Below are 19,705 nucleotides of genomic sequence, written 5' to 3' on the forward strand. Positions count from 1 at the left end.
AAAGCGCCGCCGGGGTTGCACCGATCCGCGTGGCGCGTTAGGCGATCGTCATAAGAACGGAGGACGCCATGGATTGGCTGATCATCATCGGAGCGGTCATGTCGCTGGTCGGACTGGCTGGATTGCTGGCCAGTGCGTTCAAGGTCATGAAGGCAAAGCGCGAAAATCTGGACGACGCCGCCCTGCGCGCGCGGGTTCAGAAAGCGATGGCCCTGAATATGGGCGGATTGGCCTTGTCCGTGATCGGGCTGATGTTTGTGATCCTGGGCGTTTCCCTGTCCTGACGCCGGGCGCTGTCCGCGGCACCACCTATCAATCGTCGTTCAGATCACTGAAATGCCGTCCGTTCTTGATCAACTCGTCGAACAGAGGGGATGGCGCCCAGAATTTTGGCTCTTCCTCCTGATAGGATTTCAACGCATTCTTAACCGTCAACAACCCACGTTGGTCGGCGGCCATCATTGGTCCCCCGCGAAAGCGCGGGAACCCATAACCATACAGCAAGACCACGTCGATATCCGAAGGGCGGAGCGCTACACCTTCGTCCAGCAGTCGCGCGCCTTCATTGACCATGGCGCTCAGGCATCGCTGCTGAATCTCATCATTTGAAAAGGCGCGCGGGCTAATGCCTTTTTTGCGCCTCTCATCCTCGATGATTGCCAGTGCGTCGTGATTTTCCACCGGCCCAAGCCCGTGGCCATGCACATAATAACCACGGCCGGCCTTCTGACCGAACCATCCTTGTTCACACATCCGGTCGCCAATCGCCACATAGCGGTCGCTTGGGTCACGGGTCGCGGCAAGGCGCTTGCGACGTGCCCATGAAATATCAAGCCCCGCCATATCAAGAACCTGATACGGCCCGACCGGAAAGCCATAAGCCCGCATCGCCGCGTCGATCTGCGCGGGGCTCGCGCCGTCTTCCAGCATGAAATCTGCGGCCAGACGATACGCCGCCAGAACGCGGTTTCCAATGAATCCATCGGCGACACCGGCCCGCACCGGCACTTTTCGAAGCTTTTTCGCCAACGCAAATCCGGTGGCAACCACATCACGGTGGGTTTTTGCGCCCACGACAACCTCAAGCAGCTTCATGATATGGGCGGGTGAGAAGAAGTGATACCCGACAACATCCTGCGGACGCGAAATCGTCGCGGCCAGCGCATCAATATCCAGATATGACGTATTGGTCGCCAGAATGGCACCGGGGCGCATGACCTTGTCCAGTTGTTGAAACACATCGCGCTTGACGGTTTCATCTTCGAACACTGCCTCGATGACCAGATTAACTTGGGACAGATCGGCCATGTCGGTGGTACCGCGCAGGCGGGCCATACGGTCGTCTGCTGCGGCCTGATCAATGCGCCCCTTGCCAACCGATTTCTCATAATTATCCCGGACCCTGTCCACTCCGTGCGCCAGACCGTCATTATCCCGTTCGACCAGAGTGACGGGAAAGCCTGCATCAAGACAGGAAATCGTGATGCCCACCCCCATCGTGCCCGCACCAACAACCCCAATGGCTGACACATCACGCAGCTTGGCCCCTTCCAACTCGGGCACTTTTGCTGCGCGTCGTTCGGCAAAGAACGCATGACGCAACGCCGTGGCCTCAGACCCTCGTTCGCAATCATCGAAACATTGCCGCTCCAAAGCGATGCCAGCATCAAACGGCAACAAAAGGGCGGATTCGACGCAATCGACAATGCACCGGACCGAGGGAACAAAGTTCCCGGCGACACGACCACGCCACGACTTGATCGCTTCGGTGTATCGGACAGGATCCGCGAACCCTTCACTTCGCTCGCGCGTGGGGCGTGCCGGGGTCTCTTGCGCAATCATGTTCTTGGCAGATGCCAGCGCTGCCCGGTCAAGATTCTTGTGAATCACCTTCTCGATCAAGCCCATCTCGGCGGCCCGATCTGCCGAGATGGGCTTGCCGGTGATCATCAGATCAAGTGCGGCGTTCGCGCCAGTAATGCGCGGCATCCGTTGCGTCCCGCCGCCACCTGGCAGCACACCCAGATTGACTTCAGGCAATCCCATGATCGCATCGTGCAGCGCAATGCGATAGTGACAGGCCAGAGCCAGTTCAAACCCGCCACCCAGCGCGTGACCGTGGATGGCCGCCAGCACCGGTTTTTTGCAGGCTTCGATCCGGGCGCAGACATCCGACAGGATGGGGGCCGCCCGTGGGCGTCCGAACTCACGCACATCGGCGCCCGCCGGGAAGGTTTTCCCCTCAGCAGACAGGACAATGGCCCCGACGCGGTCGTCTGAATCGGCACGTTCAAACGCGTCCATCAAGCCCTGCCGGACCACCTGATTCAGCGCATTAACGGGTGGATTTGAAATCTTGATGAGGGCGACGCCATCCTCGACGTCATACTGAACCTGTGCTGTCATCTGCGCCTCCGTCCCTGCCTGCATTCAGTCGCCAGATAAAAGCGCCTTTTGTCAATGGTCTGGGGGCGAAAACTGATCACTTTCGACCAGCCGGTCGACAATGCCGCAAGCAGAACACTGCTTGGGTGGCACGCGTCCGCTTGACCGGTCGCGCGCTTGTTCCGGTCAAACCGGCATATTATCGAACAGATCGTCGGCGTCATCATCCTCAAGGTCGGCTTCAAACTTCCGGAAATCCTCGGGCACCGGCTGGCCGGTCTTTTCCAACTCCGAGATTTTCTCGCGCAGCTGTTCTTGCAACACATGACGGTCTTCGGGTCGCTTGGCAATTTCGTCCAGGATCATGCTGATCGAGGCTTTAAGCTCTTCAAATGCCATTTTCTCCTCCAAGGTTCGTGATGATGTGTTCGGGTTCGTTACGCCATGTCAGCACCAAACGGGTGCGTCAGGCGTGTTTCGCAGCGCAATCGCGGCAGAATGGTGTATGCGGCACAACATCAAGGCGTTCCGATGAAATCTCGGTGCCGCAGGTCATACAGAAGCCAAACTCGCCTTCGTCGATCCGCGCGAGCGCCGCTTTGATCTTCACAAGCTCATCCTGCCCCGAAGTCCCCAAACCTTCAAGCACTTCGTCTTCTTCTCGCTCGACAGCCAGTTCTTCCCAGTCCTTTGAGCTATGACTCTCCAGTTCTTCTTCGATCTCGTGAAGCCGCGCATCCAGCTCTTTCTGGCGCGCCTGCAACATGCTTTGGTACTTGCTCACATCAACCATGGCGTTTCTCCTTCTCGACCTGATATTGGAACCAAGCAAAGCAGGTTGCTTTGATGCAGGTCAAGCCGACCACCGACGGTTGTAAAGTGAGGTATTTATTGACTTTCGGGGGCCAATACTGGTTCTGCATCAACACCGTCTGAACGGGCTGACAATGCGGCGGTCTGTTCGGGTTGGGCGGACAGGCCCGGAACATGCAGGTCGGCACGCTGCGCGGACGGATCCATCTCGATCCGAAGCGCCCGCTGGCCCGCCGCCTGCCCGAGCCGACAGGTGGCACGTATCTGCCCGGTCAGGTCTTCCAGCTCGACGCTGTCCAGCACGTCTCGGGTTAAAGTGATCACCATGCCAGGGGCCAATCCAGAAACATTGTCCAGCGACATGCGAACTCGATGTAAAATGGCATGCAATTCAACTCGTGCGCCGAGTATGGCAGGCGGCGTTTCAGACGGCTTTTCCGGTCCTGCGCCAGACCTATGCGCAGCGGGTGGCTTGGTCGCGTCAAATGGCAGCAGAAGTGTCAGATGTCCCTGCTTGCCGCCGTTGCCCAGATCAAGAACCGCCCGATATCTCCGATACGCAATATCAGGCAAAGCCATCTTGGCAGCGCGATAATCATCCAACTGGAGCGCAAAACGGAACCCATTGCAAAGGCTTGCCACCGGCAGCTGGGCCGCGGTCAGAGCCCTTTCCAGCCCTTCCAGCACAAGGTCAAAGAAATCCGCGCACATGGCCGCATCGGTTCGCGTCGTCGGGCGGGGGTGCGCAGGGCTGGGCAACACGCGCCCAATTGTTTGCATTTCAATCACCGCGGCAATCAGATCAGGGTCCGCAACCAACAAGCCAAATCGGCTGTCAGCCCCTTCCGCGATGGCAAGCAGATCGTGCTCGGCAATGTCGCCGTCCAATACTGACAAGACGACACGGTCTTCGGTCACATCGGTCGCGTTGATCGAAAGGCCGGCGGTCGCGTCCCCTGCGCGCGCCAAAGCCTTGCCCAGAGCCACAGCGGCTGTCACCGGCGGGATCTCGGGTGGCGGGCGGCGCGCACCGGCCTTTTGGCGGATCGCGCTGATCTGATCGGGGTCAGCCATGTCTGGTCCGTTCTGGTCGTATAGCATCAGACCTGACAAAACAAAGTTGACAATACGTTTAATTCAGTCCGCGATGCGGTATTTTTTCAAGCGGCAGCGTGACCCGGAACGCCGCCCCGCGTTGGCCCGGCAGATAGGTAATCGCCCCGCCCAGCCTGTCCATGACCTCGCGGCAGATGGCCAGCCCCAGACCTGCCCCACCCGCAGCGGCGTTGTCTGTCAACCGAGAAAACTTCTCGAAGATCATCGCCTGACTTTCAGTAGGAATGCCTGATCCGTTGTCCACGAAATCAAGCCGCAAAACGCTGTCCCGCACGCTGACCCGAATGGTCAGGCGCTTGTATTTGGCATCCCCGTATTTCGCCGCGTTGGCAATCAGATTGATAAACACCTGCGCCAGTCGGTCTGTATCTGTGGCGACGATGATCTGTTCGCGCGCGTGATCGCGGTGGATGCGCAGATCTTCAGCAACGATCAGCGACTGCGTGGCGGCCACGGCGCGGTCCAGAACTTTCGACAGGACTTCACGTTGCGGGTTCAATTGCACCTGCCCGTGTTCAAGCACACTGAGATCAAGCAAATCATCCAGCAGCCGTGTCAGGCGCAGCGCCTCATCATGAATGATCGAGGCATGTCGTCCAGCGGCTTCCGCGTCGGTGACACCCCCATCGCGTAAAATCTCGGAAAACGCGCGGATCGAGGTCATGGGCGTTCGCAATTCATGGCTGATCTGGCTCAGGAATGCGTCTTTCTGGATCGACAGCTGCGTCAGTTTTTCATTGGCCGCCGAAAGCTGTCGCGCGGTGGTGGTCAGTTCTGATTGTTTTGCCTCCAACTGCGACGAATAAACCAGCATTTGCTGGGTTTCATCCGCCACGGCCATCAAATCATCGACGGACACCGTGGCCCCCCCCATGATCTGAGCAATCATTGCATGAGCCGTTGCCGCGCCAACCGAACCGGAAAGCTCACGCTCTAACAGCGCAATGAAATCAGGGGTCGTATCGGGCAGATACCCTTCCTTCCCTTGCGCACTGGCTTGGGTCTGAAACAATGACTGCGCGGCATCTGCCCCCATGGTGCGTTGAGCCATCACAAGCAGATCCTCGGCAGCAGCTGCCGGAAAAACGCCACCCTGCGTTTGGTGAGTATGATCCAGCACATTGACAAACTGCGCGCCTTGCAAACGTTCCAATGGACCTGGAAATGAGACAAGCGACACGCCAATAAAGGCAAAGCTGTTCAGGATCATCGACCAGAATACAGCGTGGACGACCGGATCCAACCCGGTGACACCAAACAATGCCTGAGGCTTCAGCAATGCGATTCCCAATGGCCCTTCGGCCAGCAGGGTCGCGCTCATCAGACCCGCTTCGCCGAAGCTGGGCAGAAACAGGGTGTAGGCCCAGACGGCGAAACCGGTGACAAGCCCGGCTGCCGCACCGTTGCGCGAGGCTCCTCGCCAAAGTAAGCCACCGGCCATCGCGGGCAAAACCTGTGCGACGCCCGTGAAGGAAATCATCCCGATTGCGGCCAGCGCCGTGCCGCCGCCAGACATACGAAAATACAGATAACCCAACACCAGAACGCCGATGATCGACAACCGGCGCGCAGCCAGAAGCACCTGACGCACATCGCCCGACACGGTGGCTTCTTCGGGCCTGATCGACAACCAGATTGGCATGATGATATGGTTTGACACCATCGTCGCCAAGGCAATCGAAGCCACAATCACCATGGATGTGGCCGAACTGAACCCCCCAAGAAATGACAGCATCGCCAAACCGTCCCGATCAAAATGCAAAGGGATGGTCAGAACGAACAGGTCCGGGTTTTCACCTGCTGGCAAGGTGCCAAGACCGACCACGGCAATCGGCACGACGAACAAGCTCATCAGGAACAGATAGGTCGGGAAAGCCCAAGAGGCGACGGCAAGCTGGCGCTCTCCGGGGTTTTCCACCACCAGCACATGGAACATACGCGGCAGGGTCAGAAATGCGGCAGCGGACAGGAAGGTCAGCCCGACCCAGCGCCCACCGGTGATGGTCCACGCACCGCCGGGGGTGGCCTGCATCGCCTCGTCAACTGCAAGCGCGATATTGACCGGCCCACCACCGACGCCCCAAACGACGAAGACTCCCACGGCCAGCAGGGCGACCAGCTTGACCACGGCCTCGACCGCGATGGCGGTGACAACCCCGTGGTGGCGTTCGTTGACATCAAGGTTTCGTGTCCCGAACAGGATGGTGAACAACGCCAGACCGCCCGCCACCCAAAGGGCGGTGGCATCCATATCGGGAACGTTCCAGCCCGCCGACCGATCGCGCGCAAAGACCGAGAAGGCCAGTGTAACCGACTGCAACTGCAAGGCAATATACGGTGTGGTTCCGATGACCGCGATCAGCGTCACGATCACCCCAAGAAGGTTTGACTTGCCATAACGCGACGACAGCAAATCGGCGATTGACGTCACTCGCTGCGCGCGGCCAACCCGAACCAGCTTGCGCAAAAACCACCACCAGCCGATCATCACGAGGGTCGGCCCCAGATAAATGGTCACAAACTCAAGCCCGGACCGCGCGGCATACCCGACCGCACCATAGAAGGTCCAGGCCGTGCAGTAGACGGACAGTGACAAGGTATAGATCAGCGGAGAACTGAGAAACCGGTTCTTGTTGCGCGCCGCACTGCGGTCAGCGGCAAACGCCACCAGAAACAAAACCATCACATAGAGCAAGCAGACCGCGACCAGCGTATTGAAGCTGAGCATCAGTCACGTCCCTCGCGACGCGGTGCCGGTTCCGACGGATCGTCTGGGGAGGGTAATGACAGATCATCGTTCGGGTTTTGCGACATGTCGGGCCAGCGGGTCAGCCCCCGCGCGATGACCGCTGTTGCGACGATCAGACCAAACCATGCAATGAATAAATACATCCCCTGTGCAGCGGTGCCAGCCCCCCTGGCCAGCAACGGCAGAAGAAACAGGAACACGCCCAAAATCGGCAAGAGCCTCGCGGCATCCTCCAACCGTCGCCGCCGATAGCTCTGGCGCGCCAGAAAAAGGGGTTCACGCCGAAACCTCATGCTAGGTCCGCCCGTTTAGGCAATATGGGGGTCCTGCGGTACGGCATCGCGTTTCTAACCCGGCACAAGCTCGTTCAGGGTGTCGACGACTTCGGCGTTTGAGAATGGCTTGGTCATGAAACGGTTCACTCCAAGCCGCTCGGCCTGTTCGCGATCGGTGCGCTGCCCCCGGGCCGTCAGCATCAGGACAGGCAATCGGCGCGTCAGGTCATGCGCGCGCAACTCCTGCAGAATGTCATAGCCAGACCGGCCCGGCAGCATGACATCAAGAATCAAGGCGTCGGGTCTGGCGTCCAGCACGGCCTGCACGGCTGTCTCGCCATTGGTATGCGTTTCTACCAACCAGCCATCTCGACTTAGGATGAAACTGATCGCCGCGACAATATTTGGTTCGTCCTCAATGACGAGCACCTGTTTTGTCATCTGTCCCTCCGCTCGGGCGGCTTTCGCCACGCCCTTGCGAATGAATATCGACAATGCACACACCCATGTCAAAACAAACCAAACCCGACTGACGCCGCAGCATCGCTTCAACCCGTGCGAAAGGCTCGACTTCTCGCGGCATCACGTGGGGTCTGCGGACAGAAGCGACGCCTCGCGTCGGGCGGCGCACTCCCTCCGCGGGCAGAGGCGGCAGGAGGAACCTACAGGCAAAACAGGACCTTCCAGATTACTTGTTCGCGTCTCATCCAGGGGTTCGATTAACATGAACGCTTCGTGCACCGGAGGGAGGTCAAAGCGTAACGCCTCTCGCGGCAGACAGATGGCCTGACACAGAAACCTGCGCGGTGTTGGTCCCGGCATCTCAACCACTGTGCGCAGCGGATGCCCCGGACGGCTAAGAGCCTGATACAGCGGCCAATAGGAACAGGCCGCCCCAAAGCGCGGCAGCGAAAAACCGGGCAATGGTTTGCGCAAAAACAACGCGCCCGATCCGTCGCATGACACAAGCCCGACTGCCTGATGGTCATCCCCAGCAGGAACAAAGGCCAAACGACGCATGACCGCGGGTAATGATTGATGAAAATGGACTGCCAGTTGGCTTGGATCGCCAGCGGTTTCGGTTCGCACTTTCTGAAACACGGACAGCGGCATTGCCGCAGCATCTTCGACATATTGCTGAAAGTGGTGGCGTGTGACGTCTTTTGCGGACGAGGTTTGCAGACTGTCCACCTGCGCAATCAGCGCGTCAATTCTTGCCGCAACCTGATCTGGCGTCGCACCGTCCAGCCCTTCGAGTTCGGGAAGATGGTGATCCCGACGATCAAGAAATGCGGACAGTTCCTCGCCCGGCACGACTGGCGCCATGTCGCGATCCGCACCCGCGTCCAGATACTGGACCAATCCTTGCGCTGCGTTGGAAAGGCGCCGCCCCTCGTCGCGCATATTGCCCATGAAGCGCAACTTCCACTCCGGGTCGATGTCTCCACCTCCGGTCAGAATGCCGACAGTCGACCGGATTGCGGTGACAGCCGAAATAACCTCGTGCAAGGAAGCCGCCAATTCGGGATCGTGGGTTAACCGGTCAGACAGGGCTTCGACCAGTTGCTCGAGATCGCGAATGCGCTGATGTTGGGCGGCGACCAGCGCCGACCATCCCGGAAATCGTCCTGCCAGGTCTTCGGATCGATGCAATTCCGGTGCCAATTCGGGCATCCTTTGCCCGGCTTCCTGAAGCGCGCCCAACAGTGCGACTTCGGCCCCTTCGGTCAGTGATCGGGGGTCGGTATTGAGTTCACGCGCAATGTCTTGCAGCAACTTGCCCCCGGCCCGGCGGCGGTTGTGTTCAATCAGGTTGAGATACGCCGCAGAGATACCGACGGCCGCAGCGAGTGCTGATTGCTTCTGACCAAGAAACAATCGGCGCTCGCGAATGCGGCTTCCTGTCAGACGGGACTGTGGCATAGCAACTCCGTTATCGTTTTTCCGGCCGGATCACCGCCAAGGCTTTACAATAACATTGATCTCTTTCTCGCCCATTTACAAGAAATCTGTTTTATCTTAGCGGCTTGTGATGCACTTTTCAGCACTGAGCAAAGGTATGATCGGTGTATGTAAAGCCTCGGCGGTGCCGCCACAACCTCTCATCGAACATCTGAAATGTCGAATGTTTCAGACTGTGATCGCCGTTCTGGCGTGAAAAACGGCTGGTTTAACGAGCACTGTAAGAGGAAGCCAAACATCCTTGGCGGGTTCCCGCCGCTTCCTGCCTGTGCGACCCGCGCAACATTCCCTTGCAGCTACAATTCCTTACAAACTAAGGTGAACTCATGATTCATCCAGGAGGATACTATGAAGAAAGCCATTTTGACCCTCGCCAGCGTTGCGGTGCTGGCACTGCCCGCTTGCAGTCGCCCGCTGACCGATCAGGAAAAAACAATTGTTGGTGGTGTGGCAGGGATTGGTGCCGGGCTGATCACCGCTAACGCCATCGGTGCCAACAAGAACTGGACCGTGCTGACGACCTTGGCCGGGGCAGCGGCTGGTATCATGGTTGCGCGCAACTACCAGACCAACCAATGTGCCTATTCCAATGGCGACGGCACCTATCGCACCCGTCCTTGCCCTGTCTGATCGGCATATAATTGAACACAATGGGCGCGTCTTCGGGCGCGCCCCTTTTTTTGGAGTTTGTAACGCGCTGCCCAATCGGGCTGGTCTTGTTGCATGAAACTTCCTGCACTGGCCTTTGTCACCCAATATTGCAGTCAATTGAATTGCTGCGAAACCTTTGGCAGGATGTAACAATGACGCCTATGGATCTTGCCTTCATGCACGCACCGACCGGATTGGCGCTGACCGAAAACCGGATCGTGCGGCAGTGCAATCTGCGCTTTGCCGAGATGTTCGGCGATCAGGTGGACGCTTTCACGGATATGCCACTGGAACGGCTATACCCGTCCCTGAAAGACTATGAGAAGGTCGAGCGGGTTGGTGGCGACCGGCTTAGAAAAACTGGCCGCTATGAAGACGAGCGCATCATGCGCCGCCTGAATGGCGATCTGTTCTGGTGCCGCGTGCGTGGCACCAGCCTGACGCCGGAAACGCCTTTCAAACAAGGGGTCTGGAGCTTTGCAGATCTCTCTGCCGAACGTCCTGTCGTGGCATTGACACCAAGAGAACGAGATGTAGCGATCCTGACTTGCCAGGGCCGCACATCAAAAGAAATAGGCCTGATGCTGAACCTCAGCTATCGCACGGTTGAAGCCCACCGCGCGCGGCTGCTGCAAAAATTCGGAGCACGCAAGCTGCCCGAACTGGTGGCGAAATTCTCGGGTATGCCGCTCTAGAGGTTCGCCATTCCTCGTTTCCGCGTGTCCCGATTAACGCTTTCGAAAGAATACTTAATTATTCTCGAAAACGGTGGGGACCGACCGAAGACGGAGCAAGACGATGGAATTCACGATACCAGCCCCGTTGGGGGCACAGGCCAGTTTGCTGGCCAACACGCCGGCGCGCAAGCCGCCCGACAGCTCGAAAATCGAAGCCGCGCCGAACGCCGGGAAGGCCCGCGCGGACATGCATAACTCGAAAAATCCCAGCGCGGCTTCGCAAGCCCGGGATAAGGCTGCACCGACATCATCAGAGGTTGAAATTGAACCTGACACATTGGCCGGACCGCCGCCCAGCTTTCAGGTGAACATCCTGGAATTGGACCAGAAGTTGCAGCAAAAACTGGCCCGACTTGAAACTGAACGTGCACGCGACCAGCAGGATGATCGTATCGGGACGGCGTCAGCGGACGATGACAACTCAACACCATCAGGGATGTTGACGATACCACATCCATAAATGGCTGAACGGACAGACCGGACCATCCTTCAACACGTTGGAATACTCCTACCAACCAACAGTGTTTCACAAAAATCTGTGGCTCAGGCTTTCCACGAGCCACTTTAATCGCTTTTCTCCCTTTACCTGGCGTCCTATAAGCGTTGCAATCATGCATTGCCTGCGCGAACACTGGGCAAAATAAACAAGGGTGAGGACCCATGACGAAAAAACATCATGAAAATGACGTGTCCTTCATCGAGGCACTGGCAAAAATCCTACAGGAAAATGACCTGTCCGAAGTCGAGGTCATGCGCGACTATGGTGAAAATGACAGTCTGAATGTCCGCGTCAGCCGCGCAAAAGAAGTTGTCCAGATTGCTGCACCGGCCCCCGCTCCGGCCATGGCAGCCGCCCCGGCACCATCACCTGCGGTTGCGGAGGCAGGCGGCACCGCGCGCGCGTCGGACGATCCGGCAAGCCATCCGGGTGCCGTCCCATCCCCGATGGTCGGCACGGTCTATCTGCAAGCCGAACCGGGCACGCCTGCCTTTGTCAGCATCGGCGACAAGGTTGAGGAAGGGCAGACCCTTCTGATCGTCGAGGCGATGAAAACCATGAACCAGATACCGGCACCGCGATCGGGCACGGTCAAACGCATTCTGGTCGAAGATGGTGCCCCCGTTGAATTCGGCGCACCCCTGATGATTATCGAATAAGGGACATCACATGGCCCATTTCGACAAGATCCTGATCGCCAACCGCGGAGAGATTGCCCTGCGCGTCATCCGCGGCGCACGCGAGATGGGAATAAAGACCGTGGCGGTCCACTCGACCGCGGACGTGGACGCAATGCATGTGCGCATGGCGGATGAAAGCGTCTGCATCGGCCCGCCGTCCAGCACCGACAGCTACCTGTCGATCCCTGCAATCATCGCGGCCTGTGAAATCACGGGCGCACAAGCGGTGCATCCGGGCTATGGCTTCCTGTCCGAAAACGAACAATTCGTTCAGGTTTTGGAAGATCACGAGATTACGTTTATTGGCCCGTCTGCCGAGCATATCCGCATGATGGGGGACAAGATCACTGCCAAGGAGACTGCGATCAGTCTGGGCATCCCCGTCGTTCCGGGATCTGAAGGCGGCGTGCCCGACCTTGCGACGGCCCGCAAGGTGGCCGGCGAGATGGGCTATCCGGTGATCATCAAGGCCACCGCTGGTGGCGGTGGACGTGGCATGAAGGTTGCCGAGACGGCTGCCGAGATCGACACGGCCTTCTCGACCGCGCGGTCCGAGGCCAAAGCCGCGTTCGGCAATTCCGAAGTATATATGGAGAAATACCTCCAGAAACCACGCCATATCGAGGTGCAGGTGTTCGGAGACGGCCAAGGTAACGGTGTGCATCTGGCCGAGCGGGATTGCTCGCTTCAGCGGCGTCACCAGAAAGTCTTTGAAGAAGCCCCCGGCCCCAGCATCAGCCCCGAGGAACGCGCCCGTATCGGTGGCATCTGCGCCAACGCCGTGGCCGAAATGGGCTATCGCGGCGCGGGAACGATCGAGTTTCTTTATGAAGATGGCGAGTTCTATTTTATCGAGATGAACACTCGCTTGCAGGTCGAACATCCTGTGACCGAAGCCATTTTCGGCGTCGATCTGGTGCGCGAACAAATTCGCGTCGCCGAGGGTATGCCGCTGTCTTTCGGGCAGGATGACCTTGAGGTGAACGGTCACGCGATCGAGATCCGCATCAATGCCGAACGCCTGCCCAATTTCTCTCCGTGTCCCGGCAAAATCACCCAGTATCACGCGCCGGGTGGGTTGGGCGTGCGGATGGACAGCGCGTTGTATGATGGCTATTCGATCCCACCCTATTACGACAGCCTGATTGGCAAACTGATCGTGCATGGGCGTGACCGGCCCGAGGCACTTGCCCGGCTTCATCGCGCCTTGGGCGAATTGATCGTAGATGGCGTCGAAACCACGGTGCCTCTTTTCCACCAGTTGCTGGCAGAAAAGGACATCCAAACCGGCAATTACAACATCCACTGGCTGGAACGCTGGCTGGACAAGAACCTGGGCTAGGGGCCATTGGCCCCGCCACACGACCCGCCGCCCCTGAGTGCCGATCTTCTGCTGCGCGCCTATGCTATGGGGGTGTTTCCCATGGCCGAAGGTCGCGACGATCCGCGCGTCTTCTGGGTTGATCCGGAAGCGCGTGGCATTTTCCCTCTGGATGGGTTTCATATCTCGCGCAGCCTTGCACGCTGCATTCGGCGCTGTCCGTTTCAGGTCGCCTTGAACAGGGATTTTTCAGGCGTCGTGGCGGCCTGTGCAGAGCGCGAAGAGACTTGGATCAACACCACCATCTTTGATCTATACAAGCAGCTGCATCACATGGGCCATGCCCACGCACTGGAGCTGTGGGACGGCGACGCTCTTGTCGGTGGTGTCTATGGGGTAACACTTGGGCGGGCATTCTTTGGTGAAAGCATGTTCTCGCGCCGCCGGGATGCGTCAAAGATCGCGCTGGCCTATCTGACCCATCACCTGTCGAATACAGGCTTCACCCTGTTCGACACGCAGTTCCTGACGCCACATCTGGCCAGCCTGGGCGCGATCGAAATTTCAAGAAAAGACTATCACGACATGTTGGAAGCCGCGCTTTCACATGGCGTTGCCGACATCACGTCGAAACCGCTACCCGACGCTCAGTCTGTGGTGCAGCGCAGAACCCAAACGTCATAGCGTTGATGATCCAGCGCGTTGAGTGCAGGAGATGAGGCGATCATCCAGCCTTCAAACGTGGTCTGATCGTCGTTCCCATCCCGGATCACAAGCCACGCATATGCGTCACCTGTCGGGTTATCGGTGGGATAGCGGCATTCGCCCAACGTCACGCGAAGCCTGCCCAGTTCGACCGTGTCACCCACCTTCATCGAGAAGTCGATGGGCGTGCCTGATACCTTGTCCAGACCGCGCAACAGGGCACCGGTCGCCTTGCCCGTTTCGGCGCTGGCGGGAAAGCTGGTGGCGATCAATGCAACGGCCGTGATGGCAGCGCGAAAGATCACTTCGTGTCCTCGCTGCCGGCGACATATTTCAGCAAAAGCTGAACAAGGCTGACGGACCCCTGCGTGTCCTCAATCTCGGCCCCCGGTTCCAGGTTGAACGGCGAACCACCGGGCAGGAGTTCTACATAGGACCCGCCCAGCAACCCTTCCGACGAGATGATGATGGCGGTGTCATCAGGCAACGCCACATCGGACTGCACGGTGAACGCTGTGTCCGCGCGATAGGTTTCCGGGTTCAGGCTGATACCTGTGACCGTCCCGACCTTCACGCCACCCAGACGCACATCCGTGCCGACCGAGATACCATCTGCGGTTCGGAACGAAGCCGAATAGCTGTTGCTGTCACCCGACCCTGACAGACCAACGATTTGACCGGCATAAAGGAAAAATCCCACAGCAGCGGCCAAAACCACGCTGCCGGTGACGACTTCTGTTGTGTGGCTATCGCTCATAGCAGCCCCTTTCGATCAGGGAATACGAAAATGTACCGACGACGCAGGCCGCTTATTCAGGCTGCCACGCTTCGTAGTCTCGGCGGTCAGCCGGTTCAGCTTGGCGCAACGAGCCTGCGGGCGCATAGGCCAACGGAGTGCCGGTCAGGTTGACCTGATGCGGCTTTTCCCAAGCCTTATGGGCCAGGGGCGCCTCGGCTGGACTGTTGTCGAACGTGTGGTGCAGCCAACCATGCCAGGCGGGACTGACGCGGCTCGCTTCAGGTTCGCCATTGAAAATCACCCAGCGACGGCTGTCATCACGGTTGCGATAGAAGACGTTGCCTTGCTCATCCTCACCCACTTTCACGCCTTTGCGCCAGGTGAACAGACGTGTGCCAATGGTTTCGCGGTGATACCAGGTCAGCAGGGACAAGATGAAACGCATGTCAGTCTCCGGTTTTGTTCTCACTTCATATGGCGCAAGCTGCCCGGAAGGTCCAGTGTTTTGCACCGGATTGGGTGGGCTTTGGGCAAAATGCGGCAGCTTGGCGCAGATCTCTGCCCGAACGAAAAAGCCACCGCGCAGGCGGTGGCTTGTTTTTCATGCAGTCAGTGACCCTTTGCGGTCTGATCAACTTGCGCTAACCTCTTCCTTCGCAGCCTCACCATAGATGATCAGCGGTTTGGCGTCGGAGGTCACAGCCTCTTCGTTCACCACAACCTCATCGACATTTTCAAGCCCCGGCAGATCGAACATCGTATCCAGCAGGATGTCTTCCATGATCGAACGCAAGCCACGCGCACCGGTTTTGCGTTCGATGGCACGTTTTGCGATGGCCTTCAGCGCGTCATCGGTGAAGGTCAACTGCGCGTCCTCCAATTCGAAAAGGCGCTGGTATTGCTTGACCAGAGCGTTCTTGGGCTTGGTCAGAATAGTGACCAGAGCTTCCGCATCCAGATCTTCCAACGTCGCGATCACAGGCAAACGGCCCACAAATTCCGGGATCAAACCGAATTTCAACAGGTCTTCCGGCTCAAGTTCCTGAAACAGTTCGCCCACGCCGCGGTCATCATTTTCACGAACGTCAGCACCAAAGCCCATGGCCGAGCCCTTGCCGCGCTGCGCGATGATCTTGTCGAGACCCGCAAATGCCCCACCACAGATGAACAGGATGTTGGTCGTGTCAACTTGCAGGAATTCTTGCTGCGGATGTTTGCGCCCACCTTGCGGCGGCACAGAGGCAACAGTGCCTTCCATAATCTTCAACAACGCCTGTTGCACACCCTCGCCCGACACGTCGCGGGTGATGGACGGATTGTCCGACTTGCGGGTGATCTTGTCGACCTCGTCGATATAGACAATGCCGCGCTGTGCGCGTTCGACGTTGTATTCCGACGCCTGAAGCAGTTTCAGGATGATGTTTTCCACATCCTCGCCGACATATCCGGCCTCGGTCAGTGTGGTCGCATCGGCCATGGTAAAAGGCACATCCAGAATGCGCGCCAGCGTTTGCGCAAGCAATGTCTTGCCGCACCCCGTCGGGCCAATCAGCATGATGTTGGATTTCGCCAGCTCAATCTCGTCGCCCGACGCGGCAGCGTGGTTCAGTCGTTTATAGTGGTTGTGAACGGCAACCGACAACACGCGTTTGGCATGGGCCTGCCCGATCACATAGTCGTCAAGCACGTTGCAAATGTCGATCGGGGTTGGCACCCCGTCCGAGGTCTTCAGCCCCGTCGACTTGGTTTCTTCGCGAATGATGTCCATGCACAGCTCGACACACTCGTCGCAGATGAACACGGTCGGCCCCGCGATCAGCTTCCGCACTTCATGTTGGCTTTTGCCGCAGAACGAACAATAGAGTGTGTTCTTGCTGTCGCCAGAGGAGTTATTCGCCATCAGTTCGTCCTATTGGGTCCGCGCTGGGATCCGGTTTGCGCCCGTTCGAGCGGCATTTTCTTCCATCACCGCAAGTCTAGGGCAGTGTCCGGGCAGGCACAATCCGGTTTTTCCCGCGCCTTGCCCGGTGTGGCAATGCCCGGTTTCAAGCCGGGCATTGCGTTATTCTTCGTCGTCGCCCTTGCCACGATTCTCGACAATCTCGTCGATATGACCCCAATCCTTGGCCTCTTGCGGCGACATGAAATTGTCCCGCTCCAGTGCTTTTTCAACTTCTTTCAGCGCGTTGCCGGTGTGTTTCACATAAATCTGGTTCAGCGTGTCCTTGACCTTCTGGGTCTCGGCCGCGTGGATCATGATGTCCGTGGCCTGCCCCTGGAACCCGCCGGACGGCTGGTGGACCATGATGCGCGAATGCGGCAGTGAGAACCGCATCCCCTTTTCACCCGCCACCGACAGAACCGACCCCATCGACGCCGCCTGTCCGATGACCAGCGTGGATACGGCAGGCTTGATGTATTGCATCGTATCATAGATCGACAGGCCCGACGTCACCACGCCACCGGGCGAGTTGATATACATTGATATCTCTTTTTTCGGGTTCTCGGCTTCCAGGTGCAGCAGTTGCGCCACAACAAGGCTGGACATGCCGTCATGAACGGCGCCGTTCACGAAGATGATCCGTTCTTTCAGCAAGCGGGAAAAGATGTCATAGGCCCGTTCGCCCCGCGATGTCTGCTCCACAACCATGGGCACAAGGGTGTTGTTATAAATTTCAAGAGGATCGTGCATTTCAGCCTGCTTTCATGTTCACGCCAGCGCCGTTGGGTCGGCCCCTGACGCATGATGTTAGTGCCGCTGGAAAGGGGCTGCAAGGGGGGGGTGGCAACCGGTCCTATACCCATCGGCACATTCGCGACTGGGATGCCTGAATTTGGTTAACAAATCCCTGATCTGAAGGGGGCGGGGCGCCCGTCAACGAAAACGGCACCCCAAAGGGTGCCGCTGTTCGTTAGAAGCCGTGTGCGCGATCAACCGGGGCTCATCCCACGCAACCGTTCCGACCGACGGCGCAGAAGCTCGACAATTGTCAGCAAAACAATCGACACGGCCACCAGGATCGTGGCAACCGCCAGAATGGTGGGGCTGATCTGTTCGCGCAGGCCGGTGAACATCTGCCAAGGCAGCGTTTGCTGCTTGGCCGAGCCGACGAAAATCACCACCACAACCTCGTCAAACGAAGTAATGAACGCAAACAGTGCGCCAGAAATGACACCGGGCAGGATCAGCGGCATCTGCACGCGGAAAAAGGTCGTCACCGGATCGGCTCCCATATTGGCGGCCGCCCGCGTCAAGGATCGGTCAAACCCGACGAGAGTCGCCGTCACCGTGATGATCACGAAGGGAATGCCCAACGCCGCGTGGGCCAGAACGACGCCCCAATAGGTGCCGGCAAGATTGATCTTGGAATAGAAGAAATACATGCCAGCCGCCGAAATGATCAGCGGCACAATCATCGGTGAAATCAGGATCGCCATGATGGCCCGACGGGCGGGCACATGTGGTTGGCTTAGCCCGATGGCCGCCAATGTGCCAAGGCTCACCGAAATCACAGTCGCCACGGGCGCAATCTTGATCGAGTTCCACATGGCATTCTGCCAATCCGGATTCGAGAAGAAGTCGCGATAGTGCTTCAGTGAATACCCTTCGGGATCGAAACGCAGCATTTCAGGTGTGAAGGTGAAGAAGTTCTCGGCGTTGAAGCTGAGCGGGATCACCACGGCAATCGGCGCAATCAGGAAAAAGAAGATCAATCCGCAGATCACGAGAAACGTATAGTGCCAAATCCGCTGGCCGGTCGTTGTATAAGGAGGAAGTTTGCTCATATCCGTTATCCCAGCTTCACGTTGTCGATGCCGACGATCTTGTCATAGGCCCAATAGAGCACCAGAACGACCGCCAGAAGTATGGCACCCAGCGCCGAGGCAAGACCCCAGTTGAGTGATGTCGAGATGTGGAACGCGATCTGGTTCGAGATGAACGTCCCCTTCGTGCCCCCGACCAGAGCCGGCGTGATATAGTAGCCAATGGCCAGAATGAAGACGAGGATCGAGCCGGCGCCAATGCCCGGTATGGTCTGCGGGAAATACACTCGCCAGAACGCTGTCCAATCTGTTGCCCCAAGGCTTTTCGCGGCCCGAAGATATGTCGGCGGGATGGTCTGCATCACGGAATACATCGGCAGGATCATGAACGGCAGCAGAATGTGCGTCATTGCCACGATCGTGCCAAACTGGTTGTTGATGATGATCAGGCGCGCGTTGTCATCCACCAACCCGATCCAAACAAGGATGTCATTGATCACCCCCTGTTGTTGCAGCAGGATTTTCCACGCCGAGGTGCGCACCAGTAGCGATGTCCAGAACGGCAATAGCACCAGGATCATCAGCAGGTTCGCCTGACGGGTCGGCAGGTTCGCCAACAGCCACGCAACCGGATAGGCCAGAACGATGCAGGAGAAGGTGATGAACAGCGACATCCAAAGGGTGCGCTTGAGCAAGTTCATATAGATCCGCTCGTTTTCAGGCCGCATTTCGGCCCCGTCTGCCCCCACGCGCATGTCAACGGCATTCAGGAAATAACCGGCTGTGACAGGTGGTGAATAGGTCTGAATGGTGCGCCAGATTTCTGGATCAGCCCAGTCTTCGTTCTGGTCGATCAGTTCTTCTTTCCAGGGCCCGCCATTTTCGATGTCAAACTTCTTGGCATTCCGACCTGTCTTTCGAAACACCGATGAAATACCCGGATATTCATAGTTCAGCCGCGAGCCAACTTTCGTATGTGTTTTGGCCTCGGCGGCGTCTTTCAGGTCAGCCGCCATCGCGGCAAACGCAGCTTCATCGGGCAATTCACCAGAATTGGCATCCCAGGAAGACAGCGCTTTCACGGTCCGTGGCAGGGTTTCGGTGACAATCCTGTTTTCAACCGAGCGATACAGCATATCCGCAATCGGAAGAATGAAGCTGACCATGATGAACAACAACAAAGGCGCGATCAGTAGCAGAGCGCGCATCTTTTGACGCCTGAGTGCCCTGTTCAGACTGCGTTTCAGCGGTGTTCCATCTGCGGCCAGAACGGGGCCGCTCGTATCGGTCATGTCGCTCATGTCATCC

The 19,705-nt window shown here is 58.0% G+C and carries 21 protein-coding genes and 1 pseudogene; 7 read left to right on the forward strand and 15 right to left on the reverse strand.

Going from position 1 to position 19,705, the window contains the following annotated elements; all coding sequences use genetic code 11:
* Nucleotides 1-68: 68 nt before the first annotated feature.
* Nucleotides 69-284: a hypothetical protein gene (locus BMY55_RS12430; RefSeq protein ID WP_091431048.1), complete on the forward strand. Its 216-nt coding sequence runs from the start codon at nt 69-71 to the stop codon at nt 282-284.
* 28 nt (nt 285-312) lie between these two features.
* On the opposite strand, the gene BMY55_RS12435 is transcribed toward BMY55_RS12430, so the two are convergent.
* From BMY55_RS12435 to BMY55_RS12470, 8 genes are all read right to left on the reverse strand, one after another.
* Nucleotides 313-2,430: a 3-hydroxyacyl-CoA dehydrogenase NAD-binding domain-containing protein gene (locus tag BMY55_RS12435; RefSeq protein WP_091431050.1), complete on the reverse strand. Its 2,118-nt coding sequence runs from the start codon at nt 2,428-2,430 to the stop codon at nt 313-315.
* Between the two features lie 141 nt (nt 2,431-2,571).
* Nucleotides 2,572-2,784 carry a hypothetical protein gene (locus BMY55_RS12440; protein ID WP_091432520.1) on the reverse strand — a complete coding sequence of 71 codons (213 nt, stop codon included), beginning with the start codon at nt 2,782-2,784 and terminating at the stop codon, nt 2,572-2,574.
* A 67-nt stretch (nt 2,785-2,851) separates the two neighbouring features.
* On the reverse strand, nt 2,852-3,178 hold the full coding sequence (locus BMY55_RS12445; RefSeq protein ID WP_091431052.1) for a TraR/DksA family transcriptional regulator: 327 nt from the start codon (nt 3,176-3,178) through the stop codon (nt 2,852-2,854).
* 95 nt (nt 3,179-3,273) lie between these two features.
* The gene (locus BMY55_RS12450) at nt 3,274-4,272 is read right to left on the reverse strand and encodes a FliM/FliN family flagellar motor C-terminal domain-containing protein (RefSeq protein ID WP_177179344.1); all 999 of its coding nucleotides are present in this window, start codon (nt 4,270-4,272) and stop codon (nt 3,274-3,276) included.
* 58 nt (nt 4,273-4,330) lie between these two features.
* Nucleotides 4,331-7,042 (reverse strand): ATP-binding protein, encoded by a 2,712-nt coding sequence (locus BMY55_RS12455; protein WP_091431056.1) that lies wholly within the window; start codon nt 7,040-7,042, stop codon nt 4,331-4,333.
* Nucleotides 7,042-7,356 (reverse strand): hypothetical protein, encoded by a 315-nt coding sequence (locus BMY55_RS12460; RefSeq protein ID WP_245744739.1) that lies wholly within the window; start codon nt 7,354-7,356, stop codon nt 7,042-7,044. The genes BMY55_RS12455 and BMY55_RS12460 overlap by 1 nt, the downstream gene beginning before the upstream one ends.
* A gap of 54 nt (nt 7,357-7,410) precedes the next feature.
* The gene (locus BMY55_RS12465) at nt 7,411-7,779 is read right to left on the reverse strand and encodes a response regulator transcription factor (RefSeq protein ID WP_091432523.1); all 369 of its coding nucleotides are present in this window, start codon (nt 7,777-7,779) and stop codon (nt 7,411-7,413) included.
* Between the two features lie 141 nt (nt 7,780-7,920).
* Complete coding sequence (locus tag BMY55_RS12470; protein ID WP_091431058.1) at nt 7,921-9,261, reverse strand: XRE family transcriptional regulator; 1,341 nt, start codon at nt 9,259-9,261, stop codon at nt 7,921-7,923.
* 387 nt (nt 9,262-9,648) lie between these two features.
* Here BMY55_RS12470 and BMY55_RS12475 point away from each other — a divergent pair, with 387 nt between their 5' ends.
* The 6 genes from BMY55_RS12475 (at nt 9,649) to aat (ending at nt 13,872) form a co-directional block, all read left to right on the forward strand.
* On the forward strand, nt 9,649-9,930 hold the full coding sequence (locus tag BMY55_RS12475) for a glucose-6-phosphate isomerase (protein ID WP_091431060.1): 282 nt from the start codon (nt 9,649-9,651) through the stop codon (nt 9,928-9,930).
* 173 nt (nt 9,931-10,103) lie between these two features.
* Nucleotides 10,104-10,646 carry a LuxR C-terminal-related transcriptional regulator gene (locus BMY55_RS12480; RefSeq protein WP_091432526.1) on the forward strand — a complete coding sequence of 181 codons (543 nt, stop codon included), beginning with the start codon at nt 10,104-10,106 and terminating at the stop codon, nt 10,644-10,646.
* 103 nt (nt 10,647-10,749) lie between these two features.
* Nucleotides 10,750-11,148, forward strand: a complete 399-nt coding sequence (locus BMY55_RS12485; RefSeq protein ID WP_091431061.1) for a hypothetical protein — start codon at nt 10,750-10,752, stop codon at nt 11,146-11,148.
* Between the two features lie 200 nt (nt 11,149-11,348).
* A complete protein-coding gene (gene accB / locus BMY55_RS12490; protein ID WP_091431063.1) occupies nt 11,349-11,846 on the forward strand; it encodes an acetyl-CoA carboxylase biotin carboxyl carrier protein in 498 nt (165 codons plus the stop codon).
* A gap of 10 nt (nt 11,847-11,856) precedes the next feature.
* On the forward strand, nt 11,857-13,209 hold the full coding sequence (gene accC / locus BMY55_RS12495) for an acetyl-CoA carboxylase biotin carboxylase subunit (protein ID WP_091431064.1): 1,353 nt from the start codon (nt 11,857-11,859) through the stop codon (nt 13,207-13,209).
* Between the two features lie 6 nt (nt 13,210-13,215).
* Nucleotides 13,216-13,872, forward strand: a complete 657-nt coding sequence (aat, locus tag BMY55_RS12500; RefSeq protein WP_281242455.1) for a leucyl/phenylalanyl-tRNA--protein transferase — start codon at nt 13,216-13,218, stop codon at nt 13,870-13,872.
* Here aat and BMY55_RS12505 read toward each other — a convergent pair.
* From BMY55_RS12505 to BMY55_RS12535, 7 genes and pseudogenes are all read right to left on the reverse strand, one after another.
* A complete protein-coding gene (locus tag BMY55_RS12505) occupies nt 13,836-14,198 on the reverse strand; it encodes a DUF2155 domain-containing protein (protein WP_322787729.1) in 363 nt (120 codons plus the stop codon). The two genes, aat and BMY55_RS12505, sit on opposite strands and share 37 nt — an antisense overlap.
* Entirely contained in the window at nt 14,195-14,650 is a 456-nt protein-coding gene (gene mlaD, locus BMY55_RS12510; protein WP_091431066.1) for an outer membrane lipid asymmetry maintenance protein MlaD, read from the reverse strand. Before mlaD ends, BMY55_RS12505 begins: the two co-directional genes overlap by 4 nt.
* A gap of 52 nt (nt 14,651-14,702) precedes the next feature.
* Entirely contained in the window at nt 14,703-15,077 is a 375-nt protein-coding gene (locus tag BMY55_RS12515; RefSeq protein ID WP_091431068.1) for an NADH:ubiquinone oxidoreductase subunit NDUFA12, read from the reverse strand.
* 186 nt (nt 15,078-15,263) lie between these two features.
* Nucleotides 15,264-16,532 carry an ATP-dependent Clp protease ATP-binding subunit ClpX gene (clpX, locus tag BMY55_RS12520; protein ID WP_091431070.1) on the reverse strand — a complete coding sequence of 423 codons (1,269 nt, stop codon included), beginning with the start codon at nt 16,530-16,532 and terminating at the stop codon, nt 15,264-15,266.
* 162 nt (nt 16,533-16,694) lie between these two features.
* On the reverse strand, nt 16,695-17,324 hold the full coding sequence (locus BMY55_RS12525) for an ATP-dependent Clp protease proteolytic subunit (protein WP_091431072.1): 630 nt from the start codon (nt 17,322-17,324) through the stop codon (nt 16,695-16,697).
* Nucleotides 17,325-17,563: 239 nt separating this feature from the next.
* Nucleotides 17,564-18,409, reverse strand: a pseudogene (locus BMY55_RS12530) (ABC transporter permease); the annotation flags it as partial.
* 14 nt (nt 18,410-18,423) lie between these two features.
* The gene (locus tag BMY55_RS12535; protein ID WP_091431076.1) at nt 18,424-19,698 is read right to left on the reverse strand and encodes an ABC transporter permease; all 1,275 of its coding nucleotides are present in this window, start codon (nt 19,696-19,698) and stop codon (nt 18,424-18,426) included.
* Nucleotides 19,699-19,705: the final 7 nt, after the last annotated feature.

Origin of the sequence: Aliiroseovarius sediminilitoris (assembly GCF_900109955.1) — a bacterium.
GTDB classification, from domain to species: domain Bacteria; phylum Pseudomonadota; class Alphaproteobacteria; order Rhodobacterales; family Rhodobacteraceae; genus Aliiroseovarius; species Aliiroseovarius sediminilitoris.

What these genes read in the sequence shown, in the direction of transcription:
- BMY55_RS12430 (WP_091431048.1), top strand. Translation starts at nt 69, where the DNA reads ATGGATTGGCTGATCATCATCGGAGCGGTCATGTCGCTGGTCGGACTG.
- BMY55_RS12435 (WP_091431050.1), bottom strand. Translation starts at nt 2,430, where the DNA reads ATGCAGGCAGGGACGGAGGCGCAGATGACAGCACAGGTTCAGTATGAC.
- BMY55_RS12440 (WP_091432520.1), bottom strand. Translation starts at nt 2,784, where the DNA reads ATGGCATTTGAAGAGCTTAAAGCCTCGATCAGCATGATCCTGGACGAA.
- BMY55_RS12445 (WP_091431052.1), bottom strand. Translation starts at nt 3,178, where the DNA reads ATGGTTGATGTGAGCAAGTACCAAAGCATGTTGCAGGCGCGCCAGAAA.
- BMY55_RS12450 (WP_177179344.1), bottom strand. Translation starts at nt 4,272, where the DNA reads ATGGCTGACCCCGATCAGATCAGCGCGATCCGCCAAAAGGCCGGTGCG.
- BMY55_RS12455 (WP_091431056.1), bottom strand. Translation starts at nt 7,042, where the DNA reads ATGCTCAGCTTCAATACGCTGGTCGCGGTCTGCTTGCTCTATGTGATG.
- BMY55_RS12460 (WP_245744739.1), bottom strand. Translation starts at nt 7,356, where the DNA reads ATGAGGTTTCGGCGTGAACCCCTTTTTCTGGCGCGCCAGAGCTATCGG.
- BMY55_RS12465 (WP_091432523.1), bottom strand. Translation starts at nt 7,779, where the DNA reads ATGACAAAACAGGTGCTCGTCATTGAGGACGAACCAAATATTGTCGCG.
- BMY55_RS12470 (WP_091431058.1), bottom strand. Translation starts at nt 9,261, where the DNA reads ATGCCACAGTCCCGTCTGACAGGAAGCCGCATTCGCGAGCGCCGATTG.
- BMY55_RS12475 (WP_091431060.1), top strand. Translation starts at nt 9,649, where the DNA reads ATGAAGAAAGCCATTTTGACCCTCGCCAGCGTTGCGGTGCTGGCACTG.
- BMY55_RS12480 (WP_091432526.1), top strand. Translation starts at nt 10,104, where the DNA reads ATGACGCCTATGGATCTTGCCTTCATGCACGCACCGACCGGATTGGCG.
- BMY55_RS12485 (WP_091431061.1), top strand. Translation starts at nt 10,750, where the DNA reads ATGGAATTCACGATACCAGCCCCGTTGGGGGCACAGGCCAGTTTGCTG.
- accB (WP_091431063.1), top strand. Translation starts at nt 11,349, where the DNA reads ATGACGAAAAAACATCATGAAAATGACGTGTCCTTCATCGAGGCACTG.
- accC (WP_091431064.1), top strand. Translation starts at nt 11,857, where the DNA reads ATGGCCCATTTCGACAAGATCCTGATCGCCAACCGCGGAGAGATTGCC.
- mlaD (WP_091431066.1), bottom strand. Translation starts at nt 14,650, where the DNA reads ATGAGCGATAGCCACACAACAGAAGTCGTCACCGGCAGCGTGGTTTTG.
- BMY55_RS12515 (WP_091431068.1), bottom strand. Translation starts at nt 15,077, where the DNA reads ATGCGTTTCATCTTGTCCCTGCTGACCTGGTATCACCGCGAAACCATT.
- clpX (WP_091431070.1), bottom strand. Translation starts at nt 16,532, where the DNA reads ATGGCGAATAACTCCTCTGGCGACAGCAAGAACACACTCTATTGTTCG.
- BMY55_RS12525 (WP_091431072.1), bottom strand. Translation starts at nt 17,324, where the DNA reads ATGCACGATCCTCTTGAAATTTATAACAACACCCTTGTGCCCATGGTT.
- BMY55_RS12535 (WP_091431076.1), bottom strand. Translation starts at nt 19,698, where the DNA reads ATGAGCGACATGACCGATACGAGCGGCCCCGTTCTGGCCGCAGATGGA.